Below are 14045 nucleotides of genomic sequence, written 5' to 3' on the forward strand. Positions count from 1 at the left end.
AATGGGACGTAAGCTCGCTTATGCGAACTTACGCTGCTCTCCTTCGCCTTCCACATTTTCAACACAACGACCACAAAGCGAAGGATGTTGATCATTTGAACCCACATCATCACTGTGGTGCCAGCAGCGTTCACACTTCTCTTTCTCAGTCTTAACCACAGCAACGGAAAGACCTTCAATACCGGAAGGCTGACCACCTTCACCCAATTCAACTTTCGCTGCAGAGGTGATCAATACAAAGCGTAATTCTTCATCCAAGCGATCAAGCACAGCCTTCACAGACTCACTGCAATACAGTGTCACTTCAGCCGTTAAACTGCCTTTCACCACATTATCATTACGCGCTTGCTCGATGGACTTATTCACTTCCGTTTTAATGTCCATCACCTGGCGCCAGAAGTCATCACCCAACTCTTGCTCTGGCAATTCAGGGAACGCTTCAAACCATTCGGTTAGGAACACGGATTCCACCGTTTCGCCAGGGGTAAGCTCAATCATCTCTTCTGCAGTGAACGAAAGGATCGGTGCAATCCAGCGAGTCATCGCTTGAAGCACATAATACAAAGCAGTCTGACAGCTACGACGTGCCAAGCTATCCGCTTTCGTGGTGTACTGGCGATCTTTGATGATATCGAGATAGAAACCACCCAACTCAATCACACAGAAATTATGTACTTTCTGGTAAATGCTGTGGAATGCGTAATCGTCGTACGCTGCAATCACTTCTTTCTGAAGCTTTTCAGTTTCAGCGATTGCCCAGGCATCAAGTGATAGCAAGTTCTCTGGTGCAACCATGTCGGTTTCTGGGTTGAAACCTTTCAAGTTGGCCAACAAGAAACGTGCAGTATTACGAATACGACGATAAGAATCGGCAGTACGCTTCAAGATTTCATCGGAAACCGTCATCTCACCGGAGTAATCCGTTGAAGCAACCCAAAGACGAAGAATGTCCGCGCCCAACTGATCTACTTTTTCCTGAGGCGCAATCACATTCCCTAGGGATTTAGACATCTTGCGACCGTCTTTATCCACAGTAAAGCCGTGCGTTAGTACCGTTTTGTACGGTGCAGTTTCACGAATGGCTACACTGGTCAAAAGTGAAGACTGGAACCAACCACGATGCTGATCCGAGCCTTCAAGATACAAATCAGCAGGAGATACCAACTGATCATTCTGATCAAGAACGGAGTAATGGGTTACGCCAGAATCGAACCAAACATCTAAGGTATCGGTAACCTTGTCGTAGTTCTCGGCGTCATCACCCAGCAACTCGGAGGCTTCTAATTCAAACCAGGCGTCAATGCCTTTTTCTTCAACTTTCAACGCAACCTGTTCAATCAAGTTGGCAGTTTCAGGATGCAAGTCACCCGTTTCTTTATGGATGAACAAGGCAATCGGCACACCCCAGGTACGTTGACGGGAAATACACCAGTCAGGACGATCGGTCATCATTGAATCGATACGTGCTTTACCCCAACTTGGTCGCCATTCAACCGATTCATTCACTTCTTTCATGGCCTTTTCCAGCAGACCATTTTCAGTCATGCTGATGAACCATTGAGGTGTCGCACGGAAGATGATTGGCGATTTATGACGCCAGCAATGCGGATAGCTGTGCGTTAGATTTTGTTTCTTCAGTAAGGCACCGTTCTCATTCAAGATGCCAAGCACCCGGAAGTTACCTTTATCCGCAACCGACAAGCCGGTTAGCTCAAGCGCTTCCAAGGCATCATTAGAAATAAAGTTACCTTCACTGCTCACCAACATTTGCTTGGAGTCGATGTTGAAACCTTTACAGACATTATGGTCATCCGCGCCATGGAATGGAGCCGTATGTACAGAACCCGTACCCGAATCAGCGGTAACATGATCACCTGTGATCACGTGAACAAACTTAGGCGCATTCGCATCAGAATCTGATGGCATGAACGGATGCTGAACCAACAACTGCTGATCTTGAGCTTCGCCAACAACCCAACCAAAGTCTTTACCTTTGGCCGTTGCTACCACTTGGGCCTGTTCTGCATCAATGCCATAACGACCCAATGCATCCTCAACCAAGGCAGATGCCAAGATGATCAGCTCATTCGCTTCTTTTAACAGCACTAATGAGTATTCTAATTCAGGATGAACAGACACAGCTTCGTTCGCTGGCAGCGTCCAAGGCGTCGTGGTCCAGATCACAATGCTCGCAGTCAAACCGCTTAGATCAGCATCAACACCGTCTACCGGTGTAAAACGGTTGATCAGCTCAGCACTGTCTGCAAAAGCAAATTTCACGTCGATGGATACAGACTTCTTGTCCTGATATTCCACTTCCGCTTCCGCCAAGGCAGAGCCACAATCCATACACCAGTTAACCGGCTTAAAGCCTTTGGTGACGTGCTTGTTTTCTACAATTTTGCCCAATGAACGAATGATGTCGGCTTCGGTTTTGAAGTTCATGGTTAGGTATGGGTTATCCCAATCACCTAGAATCATCAAACGTTTAAAATCTTTACGCTGACCATCAACCTGAGACATCGCATATTTACGACACTCAGTACGGAAGGTTGCCGGATCAACAGCCACACCCGCCTTACCGATCAAACCTTCCACTTTATGTTCGATCGGCAAACCATGACAGTCCCAACCTGGAACATAAGGCGCGTCAAAGCCACTCAAAGTACGAGCTTTGACAATAATGTCTTTCAGAATTTTGTTAACCGCATGACCAATATGAATATCGCCGTTTGCATACGGAGGACCGTCATGCAAAATGAATTTGTCGCGACCCGCTTTTGCTTCGCGAATTTTCTGATACAGACCATTTTCTTCCCAACGCTTCAACAACTCAGGCTCACGCTTCGCCAAGTTGCCTCGCATCGGAAACTCTGTATCAGGCAAGTTCAATGTGGATTTGTAATCAGCCATACTATTTTCCAAAACCTATTGGGTCTTTATCTTAATTTTTATGTTTGCTGAGACATCTTGGTAGTTAGAACTGAAGTCAACACTTCAATTTCTAATTAAGGACTCAGAGTCACAGTCAAATGAATACTTTATCAAACGATACTGATCAGCCCAGCTTAAAATACGCTTTTGCTGTTTCAATATCCTTTTCAATGGCCGCCTTCAAAGCATCGATACCATCAAACTTTTTTTCGTCTCGAATTTTCTGTTTAAACTCAACCGACAATCGCTTGCCATAGAGGTCCGAGTCTACCAAATTCGACAACACATGCACTTCCAGTGAAGGTGCAATGCCATTTACCGTTGGCTTGACGCCTAAATTCGCCACCGCAGGCATGATGATATCACCCAGCTTGGCTTCCACGGCAAACACGCCACTGAACGGCGCTTTCACATTCGATAACTGGACGTTCGCCGTTGGCACACCAATCTGACGCCCTAGCTTACGACCATGAACAACTTTGCCCGAAATCTGATAATTCCACCCCAGCAATTGAGAGGCTAACGCAAAGTCACCTGCATTCAATACTTCTCTGACACGCGTACTACTGACGCGTTCCTGATCCAGAGAAAAAGTATCCATACTGGCCAGTTCAAAACCAAAACGCTTTGACGCTTCAACAAGAAACTCGTAGTCCCCTGAACGATCACAGCCAAATTTAAAATCATCCCCAACCACCAGATGTTTAACATCCAGCCCATCGACGATCAACTGCTGAACGAATTGACCTGCGGTAAGTGATCTCAGGCGCTCGTTAAAACTCAGGCATACAACCTGATCAACACCTTCCAAAAACAAACGTTGGACTTTATCTCTGAAGCGAGTAATACGCCCCGGGGCACTATTTTGACCGGAAATACGATCAAAAAATTCTCTGGGTTGAGGTTCGAAAATAATTACCGTTACCGGCAAGTTCAAGTCTTGACCTCGGCACTTCAACGCACGTAACAACGATTGATGCCCTTGATGCACGCCATCAAAGTTACCGATCGTCGCCACACATCCCCGATGCTCCGGACGGAGATTATGTATTCCACGAATTACGCGCATTCAACTACACCTAACCCCAAAAACAAAAGCCGGCATTATATTACAGCGGCGAGGCGCTGCACAGCCACAAACCCAAAGGATTGCCAATATCTGGATAAAATTCACCCGACTTTTACTTAACCCAAGTTAAAAGCACGCCATTTCAACTTAAGATGCCGATCTAAAGTGCTTAAGCCGGAAACCACACAGGATTAACATAGCGAAATAACTGGCCACACCAACACCTACCAACAATGCCAGCCACAACACCCGATCCATCACTGACCCCTGATACCAGATTGCCTCGGACGGCATCAACCACCACAGAGCCAACATCATCACCACACAGGAAGACAGCAGCTTACCAAAATACATCAACAAACCTGGCTGCCACACGAAAACACCCTCTTTACGCAACGCCAAATACAACCAGATTGCATTCATCCAGGATGACAAGGCCGTCGCCAAGGCCAGCCCCACATGATTCAAATGCCAGACCAGAATCAAGTTAAACACCATATTGGCAATCATCGCACGAATGGCAATCTTCACCGGCGTCTTGGTATCTTTACGAGAAAAGAACCCGGGCGCCAACACCTTAATCAACATGAAAGCCAATAACCCGAGTGCATAAGCACGCAGACTGGCACTGATCATCGGGATATCCGATTCCTTGAGCGCACCATGAAAGAACAAGGTAGAGATCAACGGTTCCGCCAAAAGAATCAAAGCCAACATCGCCGGTGCACCAATCAATAAAACCATCCGCACTGCCCAATCCAGCGTTTGAGCAAAAGCATTCCCGTCATCATTGGCATGTTTGCGAGAAAGGGACGGTAAAATCACCGTCGCAATAGCAATACCGAACACCCCTAGCGGTAACTCAGTTAAACGATCCGAATAATACAACCACGCCACACTGCCCGTCTGAAGAAATGACGCCAACACAGTATCCAGCAACAAGTTAATCTGACTAACCGACACTCCAAACAATGCCGGGATCATCAGAGTAACAATTTGCTTAACCCCTTCATGCTGCCTTTTATACTTAGGCTTAGGAAACAATCCCAACCCACCCAAAAATGGCAACTGAAATACCAACTGAACCACCCCGGCAATCAAAACACCATAAGCCAACGCCATCACAGGCACATCGCAATAAGGCGCAAGAAAAATAGCTGAAGCAATCAAACTCAAATTCAACAACACAGGCGTAAAGGCAGGCACAGCAAACCGCCCATAGCTATTTAAGATGCCACCAGCAAAAGCTGTCATGGAAATCAGCATTAAATAAGGAAAGGTAAAGCGGAGCATGTCCGAGGTCAGAGCATATTTATACTCATCCCCCACAAACCCAGGCGCAAAGAGCATTGCCAATAAAGGCGTTGCCAACACCCCCAGCAAGGTCACAAACAATAAGACCCCACCCAATGTCCCCGCCACATGATTCACCAAATCCTGAACCACCTCATGACTTTTCTTTTGCTGATATTCAGTCAGCACCGGAACAAAGGCTTGCGAAAACGCACCCTCTGCAAATAAGCGGCGGAAAAAGTTGGGAATTTTAAAGGCGACAAAAAACGCATCCGCTCCGGCTGACGCCCCAAAGAAGACAGCAACCACGACATCTCGCACCAAACCCAAGACACGTGACAACATGGTCATCACTGCCACAACCGCACTGGATCTTAAAAGTCCAGGCTTTGACACCTTAACTTTGTTTGTTTTTTCAACAGAACCCTTGGATTCTGGATTTCCCTTTTCTGACAAAATACATTTTCCATTCGAACATTGATAAGTAGAGGATTCACCAGGCCGGCAAGTATACAACATCAGCCCGATCTTTAAATTTATAGTTGACACCATGCATGAATAGAGGCATAGTTGCGCGTCTAAAAATTTCAGTTAAAAAATTCTCAGGAGTCAGACAAGTGGCTAACTCTCCACAAGCTAAAAAACGTGCTCGCCAAGCAGAAAAGAGCCGCCAACACAATGCAAGCCTACGCTCTATGGTACGCACGTACATTAAGAAAGTGAGAGCGCAAATCGAAGCTGGCGACCATGCTGCAGCAACTACTGCATACCAAACTGCTCAACCAATCATCGACAAGATGGTTACAAAAAATATTTTTGCTAAGAGCAAAGCTGCTCGTATTAAAAGTCGCATGAGCGCTCAGATTAAAGCACTTAACAGCTAATCCGCAGTTAAGCTGCTAAGCGAAACCGGCCACAAGCCGGTTTTTTTGTGCCTAAATTTTACCTAAGCACCCTTCATCATACACCACCAAAACAAGACACCACCAAAACAAGACACCACCAAAATAAGACACTAGCAAGCAGCAGCCACAAAAAAGGCCTTGGATTTTCATCACAAGACCTTTTGCTCGAATTCATCATAAAACAACAAATTCAGCCCTACATCAACACCAAGTTATCCCGATGAATTAACTCTTCTTCAGCCAGATAACCCAGCACCGCTTCAAATTTTTCAGAGGGCTTACCGAGGATTTTAATCACCTCATCAACATCGTAATTCACCAAACCGTGTGCAACTACATGACCAGACTCATCGCGACAAACAACCACTTCACCACGATTGAAAACTCCAGACACCTGCCTTACCCCAACCGCAAGCAAACTTCTGTTTTGCTCCGTTAGCGCACGCACCGCACCAGCATCCAACACCAATTCACCCTTAGCCCGCAAATGCCCGGCCAACCACTGCTTTCTGGCATCAAGCGTTTGAGCATCCGGCTGAAACCAAGTACCAACCTGATTCCCCGATGAAACCTTTAACAACACATCCTCAAGGCGTCCCGACGCAACAATCGTATGTGCTCCGGATCGAGCCGCCAAACGCGCCGCACGAACCTTCGTCGCCATACCACCACGACCCAACACACCTGCACCACCAGATGCCATCTCATCCAACGATTCATTACTGGCAAGCGTCTCAGAAATTAACGTAGCGTCCGGATTCGAACGAGGATCTGCGGTAAATAAACCCTGCTGATCCGTCAGGATCACCAATAAATCCGCCTCAACCAAATTTGCCACCAACGCACCCAAAGTGTCGTTATCACCAAACTTAATCTCATCAGTCACAACCGTGTCGTTTTCATTGACTACCGGCACAACACCAAGACGAATCAATTCTTTAAGCGTGCTTCGAGCGTTTAAATAACGCTGACGATCCGACAAATCATCATGCGTTAACAAGATCTGAGCAGTATGCAGAGCATGTCGTTTGAAGTTTTCTTCATAAACCTGAACCAGCCCCATCTGCCCGACAGCTGCCGCCGCCTGAAGCTGATGCATATTTTTCGGTCGAGCATCCAAACCAAGACGTTTCATTCCTTCCGCCACAGAACCAGAAGAAACCAACACCACCTCAATCCCAGAACGAACCAATGCCGAGATCTGATCAACCCAACCCGCGATTGCGACTCGGTCCAACCCTTCACCATCATTAGTAAGAAGCGCACTTCCGATCTTAATCACCCAACGATCAGATCGACCAAGCGACTCACGACTGTCAAACTTCATTGCCATTCTTTAAGCGCCGACCAAAAAAAACAATTACACACAAGACGATCTATTAATAATCTGATTACAAGCAATCCGATTTATAAACAACAGCTTAGCGAACGTATTCAACCTCTACGTCGTAGTCGTCATCATCCCAATCGTCATCATCATCCACGCCACCTTCTTTAGCAGCTTTTCTCGCAGCGCGACGAGCTTCACGAAGCGCCTCAACTTTCTGACGACCCTCTTCTGCCATCGCTTCCTGAATAGCAAACTCCTGTTCAGCAACCTCTGGGTCTTCATCAATCTGAGCTTTCAAATCATCCACAAACTGCATGATGTCATGGCACATTTGCTTAGTGCCCTCACCATTGATCGCCGCAATCTTGTAAACAGGACCATCCCAATTCATCTTTTCAATGATTGAATCACACAGAGCTTCACGCTCCTCTTCAGGAATCAAGTCCAACTTATTCAGCACCAACCAACGATCACGAGATGCCAATGTAGGGCTGAATTTTTCCAATTCATTAATAATCGCTAACGCAGATTCTGCTGGATCCGACTCATCAAACGGCGCCACATCCACAATATGCAACATTAAACGTGTACGAATCAGATGCTTAAGGAATCGAATACCCAGTCCAGCACCCTCTGCCGCCCCTTCAATTAACCCGGGAATATCAGCAATTACAAAGCTTTTATGCGGCTGAGGACTAACCACTCCCAAGTTAGGAACCAGAGTGGTAAACGGATAATTCGCCACCTTAGGCTTTGCTTTAGACACCGCACGAATAAAGGTCGACTTACCGGCATTTGGCAATCCCAGCAAACCTACGTCCGCCAACACCTTCAATTCAAACTTGAGATTACGAGACTCACCAGGCTTACCCGGACTCGTTTGGCGCGGCGCACGATTCACCGAAGATTTGAAACGGGTATTACCCAAACCATGATAACCACCCTTGGCCACCATCACTCGATCACCCGCATCACGCAGATCACCCAAGGTCTCTTCAGTATCCAAATCAATAATCGTTGTACCTACAGGCACTTTCAAAACGACATCGCCACCATCTTTACCGCGACAATTTCGCCCCTGACCACCCTGACCATTCTCAGCCTTATATTTCGGCTGATAACGATAATCAATCAAGGTATTCAGATTATAATCCGCCTCTACATAAACAGAACCACCGTCACCACCGTCACCACCATCAGGGCCACCACGAGGCACAAACTTCTCTCGGCGAAAGCTTAAGCAACCGTTACCACCGTTACCCGCCTCAACATAAACCTGAGCTTCATCAACAAACTTCACCAAGCACCCCCTTGGGTATGACGCTTAACAGCGATCCCATTTCAAAAAAAGCAAACACAGACAATATATAATAAAAAAGCCCCGCAAGCGGGGCTTTTTTCACCAACATGACCAAACGGCCTGTCAGTCGAAATTACGCAGGAACTACAGAAACGTATTGACGATTCTTAGGACCACGAATTTCAAATTTCACTTCGCCTTCTGCTGTCGCAAACAAAGTGTGGTCTTTACCACAACCTACGTTTGTACCAGCATGGAACTTAGTGCCGCGCTGACGAACAAGAATGTTACCAGCTAAAACTTTTTGGCCGCCGAAGCGCTTAACGCCTAATCGTTTGGATTCCGAATCGCGACCGTTTCTAGTACTACCACCAGCTTTTTTGTGAGCCATGTGACGCTACTCCTAATTAGTTAACTTTGAAATCGACTAACCTGAAAATAACAGGTCGATTACGCGTTAATGCCTGTGATTTTCACCTCAGTGAACCACTGACGGTGACCCATACGCTTCATGTGATGCTTACGACGCTTGAACTTGATGATGCTTACTTTCTTGTGACGACCGTGAGCAACTACTTCAGCAGTTACTTTCGCGCCTTTAAGCTCAGGCTCACCAATTTTAACGTCTTGACCATCAGAAACTAGCAATACACGATCGAAATCGATAGATGCGCCAGTTTCAACTTCAAGCTTTTCTAGCTTGATGCTTTCGCCAACTTGAACACGGTGCTGCTTACCACCGCTAACAAAAACTGCATGCATTGAAATACACTCCAAAATATCTCGTCGAATACTGAAGCTTCTTACATACCTGTTTCTATGGAGTTCACTCTGAAACCCCTATTACAGGGAGCTTAAATCCTGCGGACGAGTTCGCAGGGGCGCTTATTCTATGAGCAACCGCCCAACAATTCAAGCACAAATCCCATAACTAATGGCTTTTTTGCGCATAGACCGACGTCAAAAATCATCATCCAAAACACATACAAAGCTAACTCTTTGAATAACTACAGATTAGAGACATTTCTCAAAAAAAGACGTTATACTAGGTCGCTTTCTAAGCTCAGCAATTTCCACGCTTAAATAAATTGCTACTTCAAATAACTATACAGGTTGTATAAGAGCCAAGCTCAATGGAAAAAACCAACATATACTCGTCAGTTCAAACCGACTTTGATGCGGTTAATCAGTTTATCCTCAACCAACTGCACTCGGATGTACCGCTCGTTGTAAAAATTGGTCACCACATCATTGAATCTGGCGGAAAGCGCATGCGCCCTCTGCTGGCCCTGCTTTCAGCAAACGCATTGGGCTACCAGGGTGATAACCACATCAAGCTGGCCACCGTTATTGAATTCCTACATACAGCCACTTTGCTTCACGATGACGTCGTAGATGCGTCCGACATGCGTCGAGGCAAAACCACCGCAAACGCTAAATGGGGCAATGAGCCCAGCGTGCTGGTCGGCGACTTCTTATACTCTCGCGCCTTCCAAATTCTGGTTGAAACCAAAAATCTAGATGTCATGGCAATCCTTTCCAACGCCACCTGCGTGATCGCAGAAGGGGAAGTTCTTCAGTTAATGAACGTTAAGAACCCTAACGTGACGGAAGAACAATATATGAACGTCATTTACGGAAAAACCGCCAAGCTGTTTGAAGCCAGTACAGAGTGTGGCGCCCTACTTTCCACAGATGACAAGACTCTGATTAAAGCCTCTGCGGATTATGGTCTAAATTTAGGATTGGGCTTCCAAATTATGGATGACATCCTGGATTACGAAGGCGACGCTGAAACCATGGGTAAAAATGTCGGTGACGATCTGGCAGAAGGCAAACCGACGCTTCCTTTGATTCAAGCGATGAAAGCAGGAACAGAAGCAGAAGTTCAACTGATCAAGCAAGCGATTCGCAAAGGCGGCCTGGAAGACATCACCAAGATTCAGGAAATTGTCCACAGTTCCGGCGCATTGAACTACTGCAAACAGAAAGCAAATGAGCTAGCAGATAAAGCCCAAACCGCTCTGAACAAATTGCCGAAAAATGATCACACCAACGCCATGGAGGCCGTCCTAGCTCTTGCCATTAACCGCAAGAGTTAATAACCATGATCACAGAGAGATAAGGTAAGACTTTATGATACAACCCGATCATCGCTTACTTTATCTCCTGACGCTCCTCGCCTACGGCATCCTTTACGCACCACAACCTATTCTTCCAGCATTAGCCAGTGAGTTTAATAGCTCTAGCAATCAGGCAGCACTCCTTACCACCGCAGTTATGCTGCCATTAGCAATTGCACCGCTAAGTTATGGTTTCCTATTAGAGAAAATTTCCGCCAAAGCAGGCTTAACTTACTCATGCGTAACCATGGCACTCTGCCATGTTGCATTCGCCAACATCACCGACATCAACCAGGCCGTTGCCATCAGAGCCATTGAAGGCATGACCCTGCCAGTCATGCTAACCTCCATCATGACGTTACTCACCCGTACAACGCCAGGAGACAAACTTCAAACCACGCTTTCTATATACATCGCCCTAACCATCGTCGGCGGCTTGGGCGGGCGAACGCTCAGCATGCTACTAACCGAGTATGCTGACTGGCGAACCACCTTCATTATTCTAGCGGTTGCCAGCCTTTTACTGATCAAGCCCCTACAAAAGCTACCTAACTACAAACCCCCTCACCGAGACCCAATTCATCCCAAAGAAGTATTCAGCTGCATCAAGCATCGTCGTAACCGTTATTTATTTCCGTTCATCATGCTGCAGTTTTTCACTATGGTCGCCATTCTGAACTTCATTCCCTTCAGAATCATGCAGGCGTTTAACACTGAAAGTTACTGGCCAATTTTACTGGTATACAGTTTTTATATCGTCGCGATCGGCACGGCCTTAGCCACCATCAATATGCGTCAACGGGTATCAGACTTACAGTTCAAAGGCGGGTTATTCTGGCTGGCTATTACTGCGCTTGGCTTATGGAGCTTCAGTATTGATTCACTCCTGATGTATTGCCTTGGTTTTATGCTGGTCTCAGGCGCAATCTTTGCTAACCACTCCATTTGCAGCACAGAAGTCAATCAAAACGAGACCAAGTACACCGGGCTCGCCAACGGAACATATTTAACTTTTTATTATACGGGCGGAGCCTTAGGCTCAATATTACCAGGACTATGGATTCAGCTATGGAGCTGGCAAACAACACTCTACATTATGATCATAGGGTGTGTTCTATCCAGCGCCATTCTCTGCCTGTACCACAAATCAAAAGCGACTTAATCTTTGTGATAACACAAGGCAATGGATACTGAGTCTGCAAAACGCAAAGCATGCGGTTTATCCACCTCAACCTCAGCAAAGGTCACTCGGGCATCCGCACTAACAAGATCTAACAACTCAGCTGTTAAACGCTCCAGTAATTCAAAGCGATTTTCTTCAACGTGCTGAATGATGGATTTGGTGATAGGACGATAATTCAGGGCATCTTCAATTTCAGTGGAATGCATTGCACGCTTGGCAACATAATGAAGCTCCACATTAACTACGACATCCTGCTTATTTTTGATTTCCTCATCCTTGATTCCAATGTAGGTTCTAAGGCGAAGATTTTTGATACGAATCTTAGCAAGTTGGCTGACTGACATTGACTCTTCCATTTGACATTTAAGAACCCATATCACCACAGCCAACCTGATAAAATCAAGGGAAAGCACCTTGAATATCAAACACTTCCCGAAAAGCTTATGCGAATGCCTCCAACGCCTGATCAAGATAAGGACTTAGCCGCTGCAAGGTTTGAAGCCTTAAAATCGTAGGCACCACATTCTCCTGCACCCCTTTGACACTGTCCCGCAACACTGATGGCTTGGTACTAATTACCTCATAATCATAATGATCATCCTGCAAACTGACTTTTTGTAATTCAGTAAGCTCAGCACTCAATAGACGAATGAGTGCAAAAACCTCATCCTTAATTACCAGTGTATTTGCTTCCCAATAGACATCCTCAAGCACCACCACAAACTCATCAAACAAATTCGTCGCCTGTGCAATCGTGAGTTTTGACATTATTACCTCCAAACACCTGCGAAAGTTAAGATTCGCAGTTATAGAATCCACTCATTTTAGAGTAGCAGCTAGACGCAGTTCTGCTTGCCAATCCCATGATTATTCTCTAAAAACCCACAAACCCGACCAAATCCGTTCAAAGAATAATCAACCCTAAAAATTATTTAATTTTTTCAAAAAAAGTTATTGACAGATTCTCCTGACTAGATATTATAGGCGACCTCAGCGGAGGGGTGGCAGAGTGGTCGAATGCACCGGTCTTGAAAACCGGCGCGGGTTAATAGCCCGCCGAGAGTTCGAATCTCTCCTCCTCCGCCATTGTTCCTCGATAGCTCAGTTGGTAGAGCAGTAGACTGTTAATCTATTGGTCGCTGGTTCGAGTCCAGCTCGAGGAGCCATCACTTTTTCTTAAAGTGATGATGTGGTGGGCGTAGCTCAGTTGGTAGAGCCCCGGATTGTGATTCCGGTCGTCGTGGGTTCAAATCCCATCGTCCACCCCATTTCTTTTCTAACTCACTACTACCAACAGCCTTTCCCGAGTTAGATATTCTTAATTTTCTGTGTTTATTATCTTGTAGCTACCACTATTGCATTAATAGCTAGCTCTACCGTTAAATCCCATTCCCGAAAAAATGTATCATTTCTGACAAAGAGTAGCGTGAACTAGCTTTCGCTAGCCACACAACTTATCCAACAACACTTTGTATTCGCCTTCAATGACAACAGCGCGACCTAGCTTGTTATCAAACAACACATATGTTCCGTCAGTGTCTGCGATCATCTCACCGGTTTTTGCTACCGCAATCTCCTGATGAATCACGAAGCTTTTATTACCCACTCGCGTCACTTCGGTAGCGATCTCCAATTCTTCATGAATAAGGGCCGCTCGACGATAGTTGATGTTGATGTTCACAACTACCATTGCCAATTCTTCGCCGGTGATAGATTCAATGACCGCTTGCTCTTCAAAAAAGCGCCAGCGTGCTTCTTCCAAAAACTCCAAATAACGCGCGTTATTCACATGCCCATAAACATCTAAATGGTATCCACGTACAGCCAAACTCGTAGTGTGACGCATAAAAAAGCCCCTTCACTTTCCTTACTAAAAAATGAAGGGGCACTATATAGCAAAGCGATTGG

General features: G+C 46.0%; 13 protein-coding genes and 3 tRNA genes. 6 read left to right on the forward strand and 10 right to left on the reverse strand.

Features of this window, described 5'->3' with window-relative positions:
• Positions 1 to 18: 18 nt before the first annotated feature.
• The 3 genes from ileS to murJ form a co-directional block, all read right to left on the reverse strand.
• Positions 19 to 2913, reverse strand: a complete 2895-nt coding sequence (ileS, locus tag QQL66_RS21045) for an isoleucine--tRNA ligase (protein ID WP_284384230.1) — start codon at positions 2911 to 2913, stop codon at positions 19 to 21.
• Positions 2914 to 3058: 145 nt separating this feature from the next.
• Positions 3059 to 4003, reverse strand: a complete 945-nt coding sequence (gene ribF / locus QQL66_RS21050) for a bifunctional riboflavin kinase/FAD synthetase (protein ID WP_284384231.1) — start codon at positions 4001 to 4003, stop codon at positions 3059 to 3061.
• Positions 4004 to 4150: 147 nt separating this feature from the next.
• Positions 4151 to 5692, reverse strand: a complete 1542-nt coding sequence (gene murJ / locus QQL66_RS21055) for a murein biosynthesis integral membrane protein MurJ (protein WP_284384234.1) — start codon at positions 5690 to 5692, stop codon at positions 4151 to 4153.
• Between the two features lie 221 nt (positions 5693 to 5913).
• On the opposite strand from murJ, the gene rpsT reads away from it, so the two are divergent.
• Entirely contained in the window at positions 5914 to 6180 is a 267-nt protein-coding gene (gene rpsT, locus QQL66_RS21060; RefSeq protein WP_284384236.1) for a 30S ribosomal protein S20, read from the forward strand.
• Positions 6181 to 6397: 217 nt separating this feature from the next.
• On the opposite strand, the gene proB is transcribed toward rpsT, so the two are convergent.
• The 4 genes from proB to rplU all read right to left on the reverse strand — a co-directional run bounded on the left by proB (position 6398) and on the right by rplU (position 9593).
• Positions 6398 to 7528, reverse strand: coding sequence for a glutamate 5-kinase (gene proB / locus QQL66_RS21065; protein ID WP_431356928.1), 1131 nt, complete (start codon positions 7526 to 7528; stop codon positions 6398 to 6400).
• Between the two features lie 94 nt (positions 7529 to 7622).
• On the reverse strand, positions 7623 to 8831 hold the full coding sequence (gene cgtA, locus QQL66_RS21070) for an Obg family GTPase CgtA (protein WP_284384239.1): 1209 nt from the start codon (positions 8829 to 8831) through the stop codon (positions 7623 to 7625).
• Positions 8832 to 8964: 133 nt separating this feature from the next.
• Positions 8965 to 9222: a 50S ribosomal protein L27 gene (gene rpmA, locus QQL66_RS21075; protein ID WP_284384240.1), complete on the reverse strand. Its 258-nt coding sequence runs from the start codon at positions 9220 to 9222 to the stop codon at positions 8965 to 8967.
• A 59-nt stretch (positions 9223 to 9281) separates the two neighbouring features.
• Positions 9282 to 9593, reverse strand: coding sequence for a 50S ribosomal protein L21 (gene rplU, locus QQL66_RS21080; protein WP_284384242.1), 312 nt, complete (start codon positions 9591 to 9593; stop codon positions 9282 to 9284).
• 371 nt (positions 9594 to 9964) lie between these two features.
• Here rplU and QQL66_RS21085 point away from each other — a divergent pair, with 371 nt between their 5' ends.
• Together QQL66_RS21085 and QQL66_RS21090 are read left to right on the forward strand one after the other, a co-directional pair.
• Positions 9965 to 10933, forward strand: a complete 969-nt coding sequence (locus QQL66_RS21085; protein WP_284384243.1) for a polyprenyl synthetase family protein — start codon at positions 9965 to 9967, stop codon at positions 10931 to 10933.
• A gap of 34 nt (positions 10934 to 10967) precedes the next feature.
• Positions 10968 to 12116: an MFS transporter gene (locus QQL66_RS21090; protein WP_284384244.1), complete on the forward strand. Its 1149-nt coding sequence runs from the start codon at positions 10968 to 10970 to the stop codon at positions 12114 to 12116.
• Here QQL66_RS21090 and folX read toward each other — a convergent pair.
• Positions 12113 to 12481: a dihydroneopterin triphosphate 2'-epimerase gene (gene folX, locus QQL66_RS21095; protein ID WP_284384248.1), complete on the reverse strand. Its 369-nt coding sequence runs from the start codon at positions 12479 to 12481 to the stop codon at positions 12113 to 12115. The genes QQL66_RS21090 and folX overlap by 4 nt on opposite strands.
• A gap of 97 nt (positions 12482 to 12578) precedes the next feature.
• The gene (locus QQL66_RS21100; RefSeq protein ID WP_284384250.1) at positions 12579 to 12905 is read right to left on the reverse strand and encodes a hypothetical protein; all 327 of its coding nucleotides are present in this window, start codon (positions 12903 to 12905) and stop codon (positions 12579 to 12581) included.
• A 227-nt stretch (positions 12906 to 13132) separates the two neighbouring features.
• Between QQL66_RS21100 and QQL66_RS21105 the strand changes: the two genes are divergently transcribed.
• From QQL66_RS21105 to QQL66_RS21115, 3 genes are all read left to right on the forward strand, one after another.
• Positions 13133 to 13223, forward strand: a tRNA-Ser gene (locus QQL66_RS21105).
• 4 nt (positions 13224 to 13227) lie between these two features.
• Positions 13228 to 13303, forward strand: a tRNA-Asn gene (locus tag QQL66_RS21110).
• 26 nt (positions 13304 to 13329) lie between these two features.
• Positions 13330 to 13405, forward strand: a tRNA-His gene (locus tag QQL66_RS21115).
• Between the two features lie 173 nt (positions 13406 to 13578).
• Here the strand turns inward: QQL66_RS21115 and QQL66_RS21120 are convergent.
• A complete protein-coding gene (locus tag QQL66_RS21120; RefSeq protein WP_284384252.1) occupies positions 13579 to 13983 on the reverse strand; it encodes an acyl-CoA thioesterase in 405 nt (134 codons plus the stop codon).
• Positions 13984 to 14045 lie beyond the last annotated feature (62 nt).

The organism is Litoribrevibacter albus (assembly GCF_030159995.1).
Taxonomy (GTDB): Bacteria; Pseudomonadota; Gammaproteobacteria; order Pseudomonadales; family Litoribrevibacteraceae; genus Litoribrevibacter; species Litoribrevibacter albus.

Coding starts and splice junctions, on each gene's coding strand:
- ileS (WP_284384230.1), bottom strand. CDS start 2,913: ATGGCTGATTACAAATCCACATTGAACTTGCCTGATACAGAGTTTCCG.
- ribF (WP_284384231.1), bottom strand. CDS start 4,003: ATGCGCGTAATTCGTGGAATACATAATCTCCGTCCGGAGCATCGGGGA.
- proB (WP_431356928.1), bottom strand. CDS start 7,528: ATGAAGTTTGACAGTCGTGAGTCGCTTGGTCGATCTGATCGTTGGGTG.
- rpmA (WP_284384240.1), bottom strand. CDS start 9,222: ATGGCTCACAAAAAAGCTGGTGGTAGTACTAGAAACGGTCGCGATTCG.
- rplU (WP_284384242.1), bottom strand. CDS start 9,593: ATGCATGCAGTTTTTGTTAGCGGTGGTAAGCAGCACCGTGTTCAAGTT.
- QQL66_RS21085 (WP_284384243.1), top strand. CDS start 9,965: ATGGAAAAAACCAACATATACTCGTCAGTTCAAACCGACTTTGATGCG.
- QQL66_RS21090 (WP_284384244.1), top strand. CDS start 10,968: ATGATACAACCCGATCATCGCTTACTTTATCTCCTGACGCTCCTCGCC.
- folX (WP_284384248.1), bottom strand. CDS start 12,481: ATGTCAGTCAGCCAACTTGCTAAGATTCGTATCAAAAATCTTCGCCTT.
- QQL66_RS21100 (WP_284384250.1), bottom strand. CDS start 12,905: ATGTCAAAACTCACGATTGCACAGGCGACGAATTTGTTTGATGAGTTT.
- QQL66_RS21120 (WP_284384252.1), bottom strand. CDS start 13,983: ATGCGTCACACTACGAGTTTGGCTGTACGTGGATACCATTTAGATGTT.